The 15,502-nt window shown below is 36.7% G+C and carries 12 protein-coding genes; 8 read left to right on the top strand and 4 right to left on the bottom strand.

What is annotated here, in order from left to right:
- Positions 1 to 2,229: a DNA topoisomerase IV subunit A gene (gene parC / locus Q0K76_RS09675; RefSeq protein ID WP_294615012.1), complete on the bottom strand. Its 2,229-nt coding sequence runs from the start codon at positions 2,227 to 2,229 to the stop codon at positions 1 to 3.
- A 26-nt stretch (positions 2,230 to 2,255) separates the two neighbouring features.
- Positions 2,256 to 4,145, bottom strand: a complete 1,890-nt coding sequence (gene parE / locus Q0K76_RS09670; RefSeq protein WP_294615010.1) for a DNA topoisomerase IV subunit B — start codon at positions 4,143 to 4,145, stop codon at positions 2,256 to 2,258.
- A gap of 169 nt (positions 4,146 to 4,314) precedes the next feature.
- Here parE and Q0K76_RS09665 point away from each other — a divergent pair, with 169 nt between their 5' ends.
- From Q0K76_RS09665 to ubiA, 5 genes are all read left to right on the top strand, one after another.
- Complete coding sequence (locus Q0K76_RS09665; protein ID WP_294615008.1) at positions 4,315 to 6,762, top strand: DMSO/selenate family reductase complex A subunit; 2,448 nt, start codon at positions 4,315 to 4,317, stop codon at positions 6,760 to 6,762.
- A 20-nt stretch (positions 6,763 to 6,782) separates the two neighbouring features.
- Positions 6,783 to 7,397 carry a DMSO/selenate family reductase complex B subunit gene (locus tag Q0K76_RS09660; RefSeq protein WP_294615006.1) on the top strand — a complete coding sequence of 205 codons (615 nt, stop codon included), beginning with the start codon at positions 6,783 to 6,785 and terminating at the stop codon, positions 7,395 to 7,397.
- Position 7,398: 1 nt separating this feature from the next.
- Positions 7,399 to 8,238, top strand: coding sequence for a DmsC/YnfH family molybdoenzyme membrane anchor subunit (locus tag Q0K76_RS09655; protein ID WP_294615004.1), 840 nt, complete (start codon positions 7,399 to 7,401; stop codon positions 8,236 to 8,238).
- Positions 8,239 to 8,299: 61 nt separating this feature from the next.
- Positions 8,300 to 8,866: a molecular chaperone gene (locus tag Q0K76_RS09650; protein ID WP_294615002.1), complete on the top strand. Its 567-nt coding sequence runs from the start codon at positions 8,300 to 8,302 to the stop codon at positions 8,864 to 8,866.
- 151 nt (positions 8,867 to 9,017) lie between these two features.
- Complete coding sequence (ubiA, locus tag Q0K76_RS09645; protein WP_294615000.1) at positions 9,018 to 9,845, top strand: 4-hydroxybenzoate octaprenyltransferase; 828 nt, start codon at positions 9,018 to 9,020, stop codon at positions 9,843 to 9,845.
- 371 nt (positions 9,846 to 10,216) lie between these two features.
- Here ubiA and Q0K76_RS09640 read toward each other — a convergent pair whose 3' ends face one another.
- A complete protein-coding gene (locus Q0K76_RS09640) occupies positions 10,217 to 11,110 on the bottom strand; it encodes an SIS domain-containing protein (protein WP_294614996.1) in 894 nt (297 codons plus the stop codon).
- A 168-nt stretch (positions 11,111 to 11,278) separates the two neighbouring features.
- Here Q0K76_RS09640 and rpiB point away from each other — a divergent pair, with 168 nt between their 5' ends.
- From rpiB to Q0K76_RS09625, 3 genes are all read left to right on the top strand, one after another.
- Complete coding sequence (rpiB, locus tag Q0K76_RS09635) at positions 11,279 to 11,731, top strand: ribose 5-phosphate isomerase B (RefSeq protein ID WP_294614995.1); 453 nt, start codon at positions 11,279 to 11,281, stop codon at positions 11,729 to 11,731.
- On the top strand, positions 11,724 to 12,377 hold the full coding sequence (gene rpe, locus Q0K76_RS09630; RefSeq protein ID WP_294614993.1) for a ribulose-phosphate 3-epimerase: 654 nt from the start codon (positions 11,724 to 11,726) through the stop codon (positions 12,375 to 12,377). The genes rpiB and rpe overlap by 8 nt, the downstream gene beginning before the upstream one ends.
- A gap of 230 nt (positions 12,378 to 12,607) precedes the next feature.
- Positions 12,608 to 14,203, top strand: a complete 1,596-nt coding sequence (locus Q0K76_RS09625) for a PTS transporter subunit EIIC (protein WP_294614991.1) — start codon at positions 12,608 to 12,610, stop codon at positions 14,201 to 14,203.
- A gap of 265 nt (positions 14,204 to 14,468) precedes the next feature.
- Here Q0K76_RS09625 and folP read toward each other — a convergent pair whose 3' ends face one another.
- Positions 14,469 to 15,305, bottom strand: a complete 837-nt coding sequence (gene folP / locus Q0K76_RS09620; RefSeq protein ID WP_294614989.1) for a dihydropteroate synthase — start codon at positions 15,303 to 15,305, stop codon at positions 14,469 to 14,471.
- Between the last annotated feature and the right edge of the window lie 197 nt (positions 15,306 to 15,502).

The following is a 15,502-nucleotide window of genomic DNA, read 5'->3' as shown; positions in this document are numbered from 1 at the left end:
TTATTCGTTTACCTCAATTCGATCTATTTTTTGTAAGCCACGTGGTAGTGAAGTGCCTTTACGGGCGCGTTCTGCTCTAAATTTTTGTAAATCAGCAGGATAGAGTGTAAGTTTGCGTTTACCAACATGCAAGGTTATTGCGGTTTCTGGCGTAATTAACATTATCAACGATAGGTTATCATCGGCACCAGAAAGGGAGATAATTTTATTGCCTTTACCTTTAGCTAATTCTGGCAAATCTTTTACCGGGAAGATTAACATACGTCCAGCTTGAGTAATGGATAGTAGTAGACTGTCATCAGATACAACCTCAATTGGTGGTAATACTTTAGCATTATTCGGTAAGTTAATAATTGCTTTACCATTGCGATTGCGGGCGACTAAATCACTAAATTGACAAATAAAACCATAGCCAGCATTAGACGCGAGTAATAATTTTTGCTCCTCATTGGCTGACATGAGTACATGTTCAATAGTGGCACCTGCTGGTAAGGCTAATTTACCTGTTAGTGGTTCACCTTGGCCACGTGCAGAGGGTAAGGTATTAGGTTCAATGGCATAACTACGACCAGTTGAATCGATAAATACCACCGGTTGGTTGCTTTTGCCTTTTGCTATAGCTTTAAAACTATCACCAGCTTTATAACTTAAACCAATAGGATCGATGTCATGTCCTTTGGCGGCTCTTACCCAGCCCATTTCCGATAAAATAATGGTGATAGGTTCTGATGGGGTTAATTCTTGTTCGGTGATCGCTTTGGCTTCACTACGTTCAACGATTGGTGAACGTCGTTTATCACCATATTTTTCTGCATCTTCTTGTAACTCTTTTTTTATCAGAGTATTGAGTTTTTTGGGTGAAGCCAATAATGCTTGTAACTGATCGCGTTCTTTAGCTAAATCATTTTGCTCACCTTTTATGCGCATTTCTTCCAGTTTGGCTAAATGACGGAGTTTTAACTCTAAAATCGCTTCTGCCTGAATATCAGTTAAGGCAAAACGGTTGATTAATTCAGTTTTTGGCTCATCTTCATGGCGAATAATTTCAATAACTTCGTCAATATTTAAGAAAGCAATCAATAAACCATCTAAAATATGCAAGCGTTTGAGTACTTTATCTAAACGATAGTTTAAACGTCGCATAACGGTATTACGGCGATACTCTAGCCATTCGGTTAAAATTTCTAGTAATCCTTTAACGGCTGGGCGATTATCAAGCCCAATCATATTCATATTTACGCGATAGCTTTTTTCCAGATCAGTGGTGGCAAATAGATGATTCATGACTTGTTCTAAATCAATCCGATTAGAACGAGGTACAATCACTAAGCGAGTAGGGTTTTCATGATCTGATTCGTCCCGTAAATCTTCAATTAAAGGCAGTTTTTTGGCGCGCATCTGCGAAGCAATCTGTTCTAGAATTTTAGCGCCAGAAACCTGATGTGGCAGATCAGTAATTACAATATCGCCATCTTCTTTTTTCCAAACAGCGCGCATCCGGATAGAGCCACGACCAGTGGTATAGATTTTTTCTATATCTTCCCGCGAGGTAATAATTTCGGCTTCGGTCGGGAAGTCAGGGCCTTGTATGTGAGTCATTACATCACTAAGTGTCGCTTTGGGATTTTCAGCTAACATAATTGCCGCATTAGCCACTTCACGAATATTATGAGGGGGGATGTCGGTCGCCATACCAACCGCAATGCCGGTGGTGCCGTTTAATAAGATATTTGGCAATCGAGCTGGTAGCATTTTCGGTTCTTGCAAGGTACCATCAAAGTTTGGGGTATAATCAACTGTGCCTTGTCCTAATTCACCTAATAATAATTCGGCATATTTTGATAAACGTGATTCGGTGTAACGCATGGCCGCGAATGATTTGGGATCATCGGGTGCCCCCCAGTTACCTTGGCCATCTACTAATGGATAACGATAAGAGAATGGTTGTGCCATTAATACCATCGCTTCATAACAGGCACTATCGCCATGAGGATGATATTTACCTAAAACATCACCGACAGTACGCGCTGATTTTTTGAATTTCGCTTGTGCATTGAGCCCCAGTTCTGACATTGCATAGACAATGCGGCGTTGTACCGGTTTTAAGCCATCACCAATAAACGGTAAGGCACGGTCCATAATCACATACATGGAGTAGTTTAAATAAGCGCTTTCTGTAAAGGTACGTAGCGATTGAACTTCTACTCCGTCATGAGTAATCTCACTCATTATTGTTCCTCTAAATCATTTTTTTGTTAGACAGTAAGTTCAACTTGATCACCTTTTTCTTGTAACCATTCACGGCGATCTTCTGAGCGTTTTTTAGCTAGCAACATATCCATTAATGCCATGGTTTGTTCGGTATCATCAAGAGAGAGTTGTACTAAACGGCGCGTATTGGGATCCATTGTCGTTTCACGCAGTTGCAATGGATTCATTTCACCCAAGCCTTTAAAGCGTTGTACATTAGGTTTGCCCTTTTTACGTTTAAGTTGATCTAAAATGCCTTCTTTTTCTTCTTCATCTAATGCGTAATGTACTTCTTTGCCTAGGTCGATACGGTATAGGGGTGGCATGGCAACAAAGACATGACCTTGTTCAACCATAGCTCGGAAATGACGGACGAATAGTGCACAAATTAATGTAGCAATATGCAATCCATCAGAATCGGCATCAGCTAAAATACAAACTTTGCCATAGCGTAATTGGCTTAAATCATCACTGTCAGGGTCAATACCAATGGCAACCGAAATATCATGGATTTCTTGAGACCCGAGTACCTCATCGGAGGACACTTCCCAAGTGTTTAAGATCTTACCTTTAAGCGGCATGATAGCCTGATATTCACGGTCACGTGCTTGTTTGGCAGAACCGCCGGCAGAATCCCCCTCCACTAAAAATAGTTCGGTTCTATTCAAATCCTGAGAAGAACAATCAGCTAATTTACCCGGTAAAGCTGGTCCGCTGGTTAATTTTTTACGGATAACTTTTTTAGCGGCTCTTAAGCGTTTTTGGGCACTGGAAATGACAATTTCAGCCAGTAATTCGGCGACTTGCACATTTTGATTTAACCACAGGCTAAACGCATCTTTGACAATAGCCGAAACAAAGGCGGCACTTTGCCTGGATGATAAACGTTCTTTAGTTTGCCCGGCAAATTGCGGTTCTTGCATTTTAACCGAAAGCACATAGGCACAGCGTTCCCAAATATCATCGGCAGTTAACTTTAAACCTCGCGGTAATAAATTACGAAACTCACAAAATTCACGCATGGCATCAAGTAATCCTTGACGCAAACCATTAACATGGGTACCACCTTGTATTGTTGGTATTAAGTTAACGTAACTTTCAGTTAATAGCTCCCCACCTTCTGGTAACCATAACAGTGCCCATTCAACCGCTTCGGTATCGCCAATATGGTTACCGGTAAAAGGATCTTGCGGTAATAGCGTGTAACCACTTACAGATTCCATTAAATAATCTTTTAAGCCATCTTCATAACACCAACGTTCTTCGCTATTATTAATTATATCTTTAAAGATAATTTCCAGACCCGGGCATAGTACCGCTTTAGCTTTTAATAAATGTGATAAGCGTGGCACAGAAAATTTTGCTGAATCAAAATATTTTTCATTTGGCCAGAAATGTACCTTGGTACCAGTATTGCGGCGTCCGCATGTGCCAGTCACATGCAAATCTTCAACTTTATCACCATTTTCAAAAGCGATTTGGTAAACTTGTCCATCACGATTTACTGTGACTTCAACTCGTTTAGAAAGGGCATTAACCACTGAAATCCCAACCCCATGCAAACCGCCGGAAAACTGGTAGTTTTTGTTGGAAAATTTACCACCGGCATGGAGACGGCATAGCAATAATTCAATGGCGGGGACACCTTCTTCCGGATGAATATCAACCGGCATGCCACGCCCATCATCAATGACTTCTAATGAATTATCTTCAAATAAAGTGACTTTAATTTGGTGTGCGTAGCCAGCAATCGCCTCATCGACACTGTTATCAATGACTTCTTGTGCCAAATGGTTTGGTCTAGTCGTGTCAGTATACATACCCGGACGATGGCGCACAGGATCGAGTCCTTTTAGGACTTCGATATCAACGGCATTATAACTCGATTGTGACATATTTTTTCTGTTTATTTGAATAAATAAGCTTATTATAGCAATCTTTCGCCAAGATGTATGAAATTAAATTTATAATTGTGTTAACGACAGTTTTTATGGTTTTTGGGTTTGTTTATTCTTTCTTTAGTATTATCATAAATAAATCCCATATAAAAATTAAGGGAATAAGATGAGCAAGTCAGTAAACAAGATAACTCGACGTGATTTTTTACAAAAAACGATGGCAATTAGTGGGGTCGCTGCTTTAACCAGTAATTTGCACTTACCGTTTGCTTATGCGGAATCTAATAACAATGCCGTTAACGTCATTTCGAATCCTACTAATGAAGAAAAGATCTTTTATAGTGCTTGTTTGGTCAATTGTGGCAGCCGTTGCCCACTGAAAGTTCATGTCAAAAACGATATTATTACTAAAATATCTTCTGAAGACGGTATTGATGAACCTATATTTGGCCAGCATCAAATCCGCCCTTGTATTCGTGGTAGAGCGGTGCGTTGGCGCACTTATGATCCTGATCGTTTAAAATATCCAATGCTACGAATAGGCAAGCGTGGTGAAGGTAAATTTAAGCGTATTTCGTGGGATGAAGCGCTTAATTTATTGGCTGACAAACTCAAATATACTATTAATAAGTATGGTAATGAGGCAATTTATTATCAATATGGCACCGGCACTACTGGCGCGAACATTTCGGGGCGTAATGCTTGTAAGCGGTTTTTAAGTTGTATAGGTGGTTATCTGAATTATCATGGTGACTATTCAAGCGGACAGATAACCGCGATTCAGCCATACATTTATGGTAATGCCAAAGAATCTTTGTTAGACCAAATTAAGTATTCTGATCTGGTGGTGATGTTTGGGCAAAATATTGCTGAAACGCGTATGTCTGGCGGTGGGCAAGTGACTGAGCTATTTAATGCCTTATCACAAAGTAAAGCAAAAGTAATTATCATCGATCCAAGGCGTAGTGAAAGCGTAGTGGCATATAATGCTGAGTGGATACCGATTATTCCGGGCACTGATGCCGCTTTAGTCGCTGCAATTGGTTATGCGTTACTTGAAGCAGATCGGATTGATGATGCCATGTTAAATAAATATTGTGTAGGTTGGAATGCTGACTCTTTGCCTGATAGTGCGCCACCTTTTAGTGATTATAAATCGTATATTTTAGGATTAGGTGACGATAGAACACCAAAAACGCCAGAATGGGCCGCAGAAAAAACAGGAATCCCCCCCTCACAAATTCGTAAGCTCGCGCTGGATATTGTTAATGCTAAAGCGGCTTGGATTTCTCAAGGCTGGGGACCACAACGCTGGCAAAATGGTGAGCATACGACAAGGGCGATTATGATATTGCCTATTATCACTGGCCAATTTGGTAAACCAGGTACCAATATTGGTACTTGGGGAGGCAGTGTGACTTATCCTGTTCCAAACTTAAATTTGCTAAATCCGGTTAAAACTAGTATCCCATTCTTTTTATGGACTAAAGCGATTGACGATCCGCTGAGTATGACAGCCAAAAATGCTTATTTACTCAATAAAAATAAACTTGATGTTGGTATTAAATTTATCTGGAGTTATGCCAGTAATGTTATTGGTAATCAGCATGCCGATCTCAATCGAACACACCAAATTTTACAAGATGAATCCAAATGTGAATTTATTTTAGTCTGGGACACACATATGACTGCATCAGCTAAATATGCAGACTTATTGTTGCCAGATGTGTCATCTGTTGAAAGTAATGATCTGATTAATAACTCTTATGCATCGGGAGCTTATCATTATGTTATTCGGATGCAACGAGCAATTAAGCCACTTTGGGAAAATCGCTCTTCTTATGATGTGCTTACCGAGTTATCTGCAAAAATGGGGGTCAAAGATAAATTTACTGAAGGGCGTAGCCAAGATGATTGGATTGAATATTGTTACGAAAAACTACGCAAACAAGAACCTAATTTACCACCATTTGTGCAAACAGATGGCATGGGCGTTATCGATCGTAAATTAGCGAATAGTAATGCACAAATTGCTTTAAAAGCGTTCAGGGATGATCCGATTAATAAACCATTAAATACACCGTCGGGCAAAATTGAAATCTATTCTGAAGCTTTGGCTAAAATTGCTAATGAATGGGAACTGGATGAAGACGACCAACTCTACCCAATTCCTGCTTATTTACCGGCAATTGAAGGCAGTGAAGATAAGCCACAGCGAGCAAAGTATCCGTTGCAACTTATTGGTTTTCATATCAAAGGGCATTGCCATTCAAGCTATAGTAATTTACCACAATTGCGTGAAGCAGTCGCTGATAGTATTTGGATTAATCCATTGGATGCTGAGCAACGGCAAATTAAACATGGTCAGCTGGTTGAAGTTTATAACGATCGGGGGCGACTTTATATTCCGGCTAAAGTCACACCACGTATATTACCGGGCGTGATTGCTATTCCACAAGGCATGTGGGCTAAAACCAATGCGGCCGGTATTGATATTGGTGGTTGTATTAATCGCCTAACCTCATTAAGACCAAGTGTGCTGGCTAAATCAAATCCACAGCATACCAATTTGGTTGACATCAAACCATTATCTGCTGTGTCTTTAGCATTGTAACTAATTAAGAGATAATAAAAATGCAATATGGATTTTATATTAATTCCTCAAAATGTACCGGCTGCAAAACCTGTCAACTTAGTTGCAAAGATGAAAAAGATAACGCGTTAGGAATCCATTTTCGACGTGTTTATGAATATGGTGGCGGAACATGGCAACAAATTGATGGGTTTTGGCAAAACGATACCTTTACTTATTATTTATCAATAGCCTGTAATCACTGTGCCGAACCTACATGTGTGCAAGGTTGTCCAACTGGAGCTATGCATAAACGCGAACAAGATGGTTTAGTGGTTGTTAACCAAGATATTTGTATTGGTTGTCGCTATTGTGAAATGCGTTGTCCATATGGGGCACCACAATTTGATCATCAAAAACGGGTGATGTCGAAGTGTGATGGTTGCTATGCCCGCGTTGCTGTAGGTTTGAAACCTGTATGTGTCGAATCTTGTCCACAACGGGCGTTAGATTTTGATGAAATTGATAAACTACGCCAGCGTTATGGTGAGGAACGTAGTATTGCACCATTACCAGATCCTCAACTGACTAAACCCAATATTGTCATTAAGCCACATGTACACGCTAAAACCTCGGGTGATGCTCTGGGTAAAGTGCTCAATCCAGAGGAGGTATAATATGCATGAATTACCACTGGTATTTTTTACGGTATTGGGGCAATTATCGGCAGGCATGGTTTTTTTTAGTAGTTTAAGTTATTTATTTTATCCCTCACTAAATAATATATCCAAGATTACCAAAATTAATATTGTGGCGTTAGTTTTTATGGTAATAGGTATGTTTATTGCCTCGTTTCACTTGGGACAGCCATTGCGTGCCTTTAATGTTATTTTTGGTATTGGTCGGTCACCGATGAGTAATGAGATTTTTACTTTTGGTTTGTTGTTTGGTGTGACTGTAGTGAGTGTATTATTAAGCTATTTTACGCAGGTAGATAAAGGCAATAAATTAGTATGGATTAAAATGTTGTGTCAGCGAGTTAATCAAATCCCAAAATTAGCCCAAATGTTAGCAATCTTGCTAGTTATTTTGAGTGTAGTTTTTGTATGGACCATTGTGTTAACTTATATGTTACCTACAGTGAAAACGTGGGATACCTATTACACTACAATTCAAATGTATACTACAATGTTAGCATTAGGTAGCATTGCTGTTATGTCGTTGGGTTTATATCGTATTGTTAGTTTAATCTTTGTGATTAGTGTCTTGTTAATTTTGGTTTTAAAAATTCCTTATCTTAATTTAATGATGGCAATATCACCACAACTTGCGACCGAGCAACAATCTTGGCTGCTTGCTCAATGTGGCTTATTAGTAATAGCCATGGTCTTAGTCGCGCTTAATAACAAGCGAATCACAAAAAACACAAATATTTATTTGATTGGTTTTTTATGTGTTTTAGTTGGTGAAATTTGTGGACGCATTGCATTTTATAATTTATGGACAATTCCTTTATAATCGTGGCAACAAATGTAAATCGTTATGACAATATGAATTAATTATCAAGAGATGGTTGAGTTTGGATAATACAACTTGTACGGCATTAGCTAAATTATTAGGTGCGTTTTTTTATTATCCACCTAATAGCCAAGAGCTAAAGCCATTAATTACCGCTTTGTTACATATTGATCAATTAGCGGAGTGGCAAAATAGTTCATTTATTAGTGAGCAATGTCAAATATTAGCCGAAGAGATAACTAATCCCGAACTTGATTATCAATATTCAGTATTATTTGAAGGTCAAGGAGCAATGCAAACACCTCCATGGGGATCAGTATATCTTGATGAAGAACATTTATTGATGGGTAAGTCGCAAGAACGTTATCGTCAGTTTTTACACCAACATGGTTTAATACTTAATACAGGCATGAATGAACCAGAAGATCAGTTTGGCTTAATGCTAATGGCTTTTGCTATCCTACTTGAAAATGATAAACTTGAAGCTGCACAACATTTGATTTCTGATCACTTGTTGACTTGGTCTGAGCTCTATTTGGCTCGACTCAAGCACAATGATGTGAGTCGATTTTATCGCACTTTAGCGATAATTGCCGAACACTATTTAATGTTGTTGCCAACGGTTTAATATGGTTTAAATAATTAACAAGCTGGAAAGTTATCACTTTCTTTTTTTTATATTTTTAGCTATTAATAATTGTGTGCCATGTAGTGGCAGTATTGCAGCTTGCACACTCATCGGTATAATTTTTTATGATTTATTAGGATGCATAGGATCAATGCGAGCTTATTTACAACTAATGCGATTGGATAGGCCGATTGGCGCATTACTATTACTTTGGCCAACTCTTTGGGCAATTTGGTTTGCAGGTCATTTTTCCATATATATTACATTAGTGTTTGTGCTAGGCGTATTGGTTATGCGTTCAGCTGGTTGTGTTATCAATGATTATGCCGATCGTCATTTTGATGGGCATGTAGAGCGTACTAAAAATCGTCCACTGGCTTGTGGAGCTCTAACTGAAAAAAACGCTTTATGGACATTATTGGTTTTATTAGTTATTGCACTGCTGTTATTACTCACTTTAAATAAATTGTCATGGTTTATTGCTGGCTTGGCATTATTGACGGCATTGATTTATCCCTTTATGAAACGCTATACCCATTTACCACAAATTACTTTAGGTATAGCCTTTAGTTGGGGCATTCCGATGGTATTTGCAGCAACCATTGAGCAGTTTCCGTTAACTTGTTGGCTGCTTTGCTTAGCTAATATTTGTTGGACAGTGGCTTATGATACGGAATACGCGATGGTCGATCGGGATGATGATTTAAAAATCGGGATTAAATCAACCGCTATTTTGTTTGGTCGTTATGATAAGTTAATCATTGGCGGATTACAGTTCATAACCGTTATTAACCTACTTGTTATTGGTCAGCTTAACCAGTTGTCTACTTTTTATTATTTAGGTTTATTGTTGGCAGTGTTACTGTTTATTTATCAACAATGGCTAATTAAAGACCGTGACAGAAATAAATGCTTTAAAGCGTTTATGAATAATAATTATGTTGGATTGCTAGTGTTTTTAGGGATATTTTTAGGTTAAAAGTTGGCTTTTAAGGCTTTCTGTATAAGTTAAAATCGCTGTACTTTCCTTTGTGATCCTAATACGCATAAAATTTAGACCTTGCTGTTAAGCTATCTTGTTTTTTATAAACAAGAGGAAATTCCTCTTTGGCTAACATAGTAGTGGTGTGCTATCTTTAAAGTGCCCCAATAATATGTAGTAATTCTGCCTTTGTTAATTATATAATCCCAGCTTTTTCAAGCATATCTACTGTAATGACTTCCTTGCTCCACATCCAAACAATAACAAGCCTGCTCTTTATGTAGGTTTGTTATTGGGGTTCTTGGAAAGGGGGACAATATAGTGTTAAAAATGATGTGCTTATTTTTCGGCAGTCAATAGTTCTATTATTATTCAATTGATTGCGTTTTTCTGTGCAATGATTTTACTACATCAATACTTCGTTCTAAATGCACTTTCGATTTAGCATAGTCTAGTACAACTATAGATATAAAAAGTGTATCAAGTAAGGTCAATTGAATAATTCTAGCTGCTGCATTTTGCCCGAGTAGCGGACCATTTTTTGCAGGACTGAATATCGATAAATCTGAGATTTCAGCAAGTTCTGATTGATGATTATTGGTAATACAAATGATTCTTGCTTTATTTTTTTTAGCAACCAAAATAGCGTTACATATTTCCGTGGTGTTTCCGGATTGAGAGATAGCAATGACAATATCATTTTCCTTCAGTTGACTAGCAACCATCATCATCAGATGATTATCGCTATAAGTATGGCTAATAATTCCTATTCGTAATAATTTATGTTCAAAGTCTTGACCGACAATTGCTGAGCCACCAACGCCTAGAATTACAATTCGATTAGCGTGAAAAATCCATTCTGCTGCTTTAGAGATAATTTTAGCATCAACAATAGATTGTGCTTCTTTTAATGCTTGTACTGAATTATTAAACACTTTTTCAATTATGTTTTCGACATTATCATTTTCTGAAAGTTCTTGTTCTTTATCGAATGGAAGAGCTTCAAAGTATGAAAGCAAAGCCTTTCTAATTTCTCTAAAACCTGAATATCCTAATTTTTTGGCTACTTTTACTAATAGAGGCTCAGACACAGAGAGCTTTTTTGCAACCTCTTTAATACTTGTTCTTGATGTTAAATTTCCTTTTGTCATCATCCATTCAATAATCCGTTGTTCGGTATTACTTAAACTTGAAAGTGAAATACGAATCATTGCGGCAATTGCCAATGCGTTAGAATTTTCAGGTTCATTAATTTGCTTCACTTTTTCTCTCCAGAATATTTTTATTGTTAATTCTAACCTAAATTCAAATTAAGAACATGGTAAAAATGGGATTTTTCATTTTAGCTAACTTTACAAAATAATAAATTAACGTTAATATCAAATTCAGTGAAGTAAATTGGTTTGTTTTTAACCTGTGGAGAACAATATATGAAAATAGCAATTGGTTATGATCATGTTGGTTATATCTTAAAACAAGATGTTATTGAATTTTTAGCACAACAAAATATCACTGTGATTGATTTTGGAACATTATCAACAGATAGAACGGATTATCCGATTTATGCTAATAGAGTTGCACATTCAATCAATACCAACCAAGCAGATCTTGGGATATTAATATGTGGGACAGGCATAGGTATTTCTATTGCAGCAAATAAATGTCAAGGGATCAGGGCTGTTGTTTGTAGTGATCCTTATTCGGCAAAATTATCACGAGAGCATAACAATACTAATGTTCTTGCTTTTGGCTCACGCGTTGTTGGTAGTGAGTTAGCAAAAATGATTATTAATGAATGGCTAACAGCAAAATTTGAAGGTGGGCGTCACCAAAGAAGAATAGAACAAATACAGTTAATTGAAAAAGGAGAATTTCATGAGTAAATTCTGTCCTTCACTCATGTGTGTTGATTTTTCAAAATTAGAAACAGAGTTAAAACAATTAGAAGCAGCAGGGGTGGATATGTTCCATATCGATGTAATGGATGGTAATTTTGTACCCAACTTCGCGTTAGGAATAGAAGATATTAAGGCTGTTAGTAAATTAACCACACTCCCTTATGATGTTCACCTAATGGTCAGCAATCCAACTCCTTATATCGAAAAATTTGCGCAACTAGGATGTCAAATTATTTATGTTCATGTAGAAACATTGATACATCTTCATCGGACTTTAAAACAAATTAAATCTACCGGAGTAAAAGTTGGTCTTGCAATTAATCCTGGTACGTCATTATGTGTGTTAGAAGATGTGTTAGATTTAATAGATGTTGTGTTAATTATGTCAGTAAATCCAGGATTTGCAGGACAACCTTTTATATTTAATTCTATTGATAGAATTAAGCGTTTAAGTAGGATGATCAAAGAAAGACAGAGCAATACCTCAATTGCTATTGATGGGGCGATAAATGCAGATATTATCGAAAAGTTATCCCCTTATGTAGAATATTTTATCCTTGGAACGGCTGGACTATTTATTAATGGAAAACCTTATCAACAAACACTTAACGAGTTACGCCATCTAGTATAATTTGTAGATTCTTTATAAACACCTAAGATAATTCACAAAAAAACCAATAAAAGATAATTTTTTGTTGGTTTATCACCATAAATATAATAAAAAAGCTTAAAATCATTAATTTTTTATTAAAATTATGTGAAGTAGATCTCTTTAAAACCAATTAATTTACATATAAAATTATTTTTGTGAAATATAAGGTTATTTGCTTTCATCTTTTAATAAAAAATAGGGTTAACACAATGAAAAGTACTTTTTTTAGCATATTGCAACGGGTTGGCAGATCTTTTATGTTACCAATTGCATTACTTCCTGTAGCTGGATTGATGTTAGGTATTGGGGCTTCATTTACCAATGAAACAACGATTATGTCTTATGGATTACAAAATTTATTAGGTGATGGAACATTGCTACATGCATTTCTGACCATTATGAAAAATGCAGGAAGTGTAATCTTTTCTAATCTTCCCATTTTATTCTCTATTGGAGTAGCAATGGGAATGGCAAAACAGGAAAAAGAGGTAGCTGCAATATCCGGTGCTGTAGGTTTTTTTATTATGCACTCAACTATTCACGCTTTACTTGAGTTAAAAGGATTATTAAAAGATGGTGCATTACCGGAAGGATCTTTAGGAAATGCTGTTGGTATTGAGACTTTGCAAATGGGTGTGTTTGGTGGTGTTATAGTGGGATTGGGTGTTGCTGCATTACATAACCGCTATTATAGAATTGAATTACCAGCGATTTTATCCTTTTTTGGCGGCTCGCGATTTATTCCCATTATTACCGCTTTCGTTTATCTATTTGTCGGTATTTTAATGTTTTACATTTGGCCTTCAATCCAAAATGGTATTCTTTTACTAGGTCATCTAGTTAACGAATCTGGTTATGCAGGAACATTTATTTATGGTTTTATTGAACGTGCACTAATTCCATTTGGTTTACATCATGTATTTTACATGCCTTTTTGGCAAACCGGTGTCGGCGGAACAGCAATGATTGATGGGAATTTTGTTGCAGGGGCTCAAAATATTTTCTTCGCGCAATTAGCCAGCCCAACCACAACCGAATTTTCAGTTGAAGCGACTCGTTTTATGGCTGGTAAATTTCCATTCTATTTATTTGGTATTCCAGGCGCAGCATTAGCAATTTATCGTACCGCTAAACCTAAAAACCGTAATATGATATTAGGTCTGTTGCTTTCAGCTACTTTAACGGCCATTTTAACAGGAATTACTGAACCAATTGAGTTTTCATTTCTATTTGCAGCGCCTCTTTTATATTTTATTCATTGTCTATATGCTGGCTTATGTTTTATGTTATGCCACATCTTAGACGTTGGTGTTGGACAAACCTTTTCAGGTAGTTTAATAGATTTTATTTTATTTGGGGTTTTACAAGGAAATGATAAAACGCATTGGATTAATGTTATTTTAATTGGTCTTCCAATGTTCCCACTATATTATTTTACATTTAGTTTCATAATTAAAAAATTCGATTTTAAAACCCCTGGTAGGGAAGATGATAATGAAGAAACTAAGTTATATACTAGAAAAGATGTTGAAGAAGCAAAGAAAGCAAAACAAAAAAGCAAAAGCGATCTTTCTAACATTATTTTAGAAGGATTAGGTGGAAAAAATAATATTACTTATGTTGATTGTTGTGCTACAAGGTTAAGAATTTCAGTGCTGGATAACCAATTAGTTAATAAGGATATTTTGAAATCAACTGGTGCAAAAGGTGTAATTATTAATGGACAAGGTGTTCAAGTCATCTATGGACCTCATGTTACTGTAATTAAGTCGCATCTAGAAGAATATATCTCGTCGTTAGAATAATAAAAATAAAGTGTGAACGGATTGATAAAAATTGTTGATTTAAATTTTTTAAAATTTAGCCGTTTTTTAGAGTATTTCTTTCATAAACGGCTAAAATTTTCAGTTCAATAATAATATTGAAAGATATTTTTGCAGGAAGTACTTTCTTCAAGTAAGCCTTCATTTTATATGCTGGTTGATTTTGTTCCCATGATTGTTACTTCGATTACTTGCTATCAAATGATAAAAAAATTACAAGTTAATAATTCTACTAAAAGCTAGGATATTATCCCTGTTCAGCGAGTGTTGCTTGTACAATTCTAAGCGCGTCAAAGGTTTCTTTAACATCATGCACGCGAATTATGTGAGCACCTTTCATGGCCGCAATGACCGCACAAGAGACACTACCCAGCATGCGTTCTTGCGGCGGTACATTTAATACTTGCCCAATCATCGATTTTCTTGACATACCGACTAACAGTGGCAAATTAAAATGCTGGAATTGCTCTAAGGTTGCCAGTAAACGATAGTTATGAGCTAGCGTTTTACCGAACCCAAATCCTGGATCAAGTATGATTTTTTCACGATCAATTCCAGCATTTATGCAACAGTTAATATGCTTAGTAAAAAATTGGTCAACTTCTTGATAAATGTCTTGTTGATAATGTGGTGCATTTTGCATGGTTTTGGGATCGCCTTGCATGTGCATAATACAAACAGGTAATCGAGTTTGCGCTGCGGCTTGAATCGCACCAGGTTCGGTCAATGCTCGGATATCATTAATTAAATGTGCCCCCGCTTTAGCCGCTTCGCTAATTACTTGCGGTTTAGACGTATCAACTGATATCCAGACATCAAAATAACGGGCAATTTTTTCAACTAAAGGAATAACGCGATTAAGTTCTTCATCCACTGAAACTTCGGCCGCTCCCGGTCTAGTTGACTCACCACCAACATCAATAAATGTTGCTCCAGCTTGAATCAAGCTATCCACTCGGCGCATGGCATCGTCAAGATTGTTATAATCGCCACCATCAGAAAATGAATCCGGTGTCATATTCACAATACCCATTACTTGAGGAAAAGAGAGATCCATTACCTGATTTTGAAAACGAATTTCCATAATTTGTTGCCTTATTTAATAAAAATGTTTAACTTTTTTTGATGCAGTTGGTTAAGTTATTTAAACACTAACTTATATTGTTATGATTGTATTTTGCTACTTGCTAAGTTTTTATTACGATAAATTTGTTCACTAAAATATTAACTATTACAGACAAAAAACGCGCCGGAGCGCGTTATTTTTATTCAATAAGAAAA

Origin of the sequence: uncultured Gilliamella sp., assembly GCA_945271295.1 — a bacterium.
Taxonomy (GTDB): Bacteria; Pseudomonadota; Gammaproteobacteria; order Enterobacterales; family Orbaceae; genus Gilliamella.
Note: the sequence above shows the minus strand (reverse complement) of the source record. Positions and strands in the feature narration are given on the sequence as shown.

Excerpts from the sequence above, each read along its gene's own strand:
- rpiB (WP_294614995.1), top strand. The coding sequence starts at position 11,279 with ATGAAAATAGCAATTGGTTATGATCATGTTGGTTATATCTTAAAACAA.
- Q0K76_RS09655 (WP_294615004.1), top strand. The coding sequence starts at position 7,399 with ATGCATGAATTACCACTGGTATTTTTTACGGTATTGGGGCAATTATCG.
- Q0K76_RS09665 (WP_294615008.1), top strand. The coding sequence starts at position 4,315 with ATGAGCAAGTCAGTAAACAAGATAACTCGACGTGATTTTTTACAAAAA.
- parE (WP_294615010.1), bottom strand. The coding sequence starts at position 4,145 with ATGTCACAATCGAGTTATAATGCCGTTGATATCGAAGTCCTAAAAGGA.
- ubiA (WP_294615000.1), top strand. The coding sequence starts at position 9,018 with ATGCGAGCTTATTTACAACTAATGCGATTGGATAGGCCGATTGGCGCA.
- rpe (WP_294614993.1), top strand. The coding sequence starts at position 11,724 with ATGAGTAAATTCTGTCCTTCACTCATGTGTGTTGATTTTTCAAAATTA.
- Q0K76_RS09625 (WP_294614991.1), top strand. The coding sequence starts at position 12,608 with ATGAAAAGTACTTTTTTTAGCATATTGCAACGGGTTGGCAGATCTTTT.
- parC (WP_294615012.1), bottom strand. The coding sequence starts at position 2,229 with ATGAGTGAGATTACTCATGACGGAGTAGAAGTTCAATCGCTACGTACC.
- folP (WP_294614989.1), bottom strand. The coding sequence starts at position 15,305 with ATGGAAATTCGTTTTCAAAATCAGGTAATGGATCTCTCTTTTCCTCAA.
- Q0K76_RS09660 (WP_294615006.1), top strand. The coding sequence starts at position 6,783 with ATGCAATATGGATTTTATATTAATTCCTCAAAATGTACCGGCTGCAAA.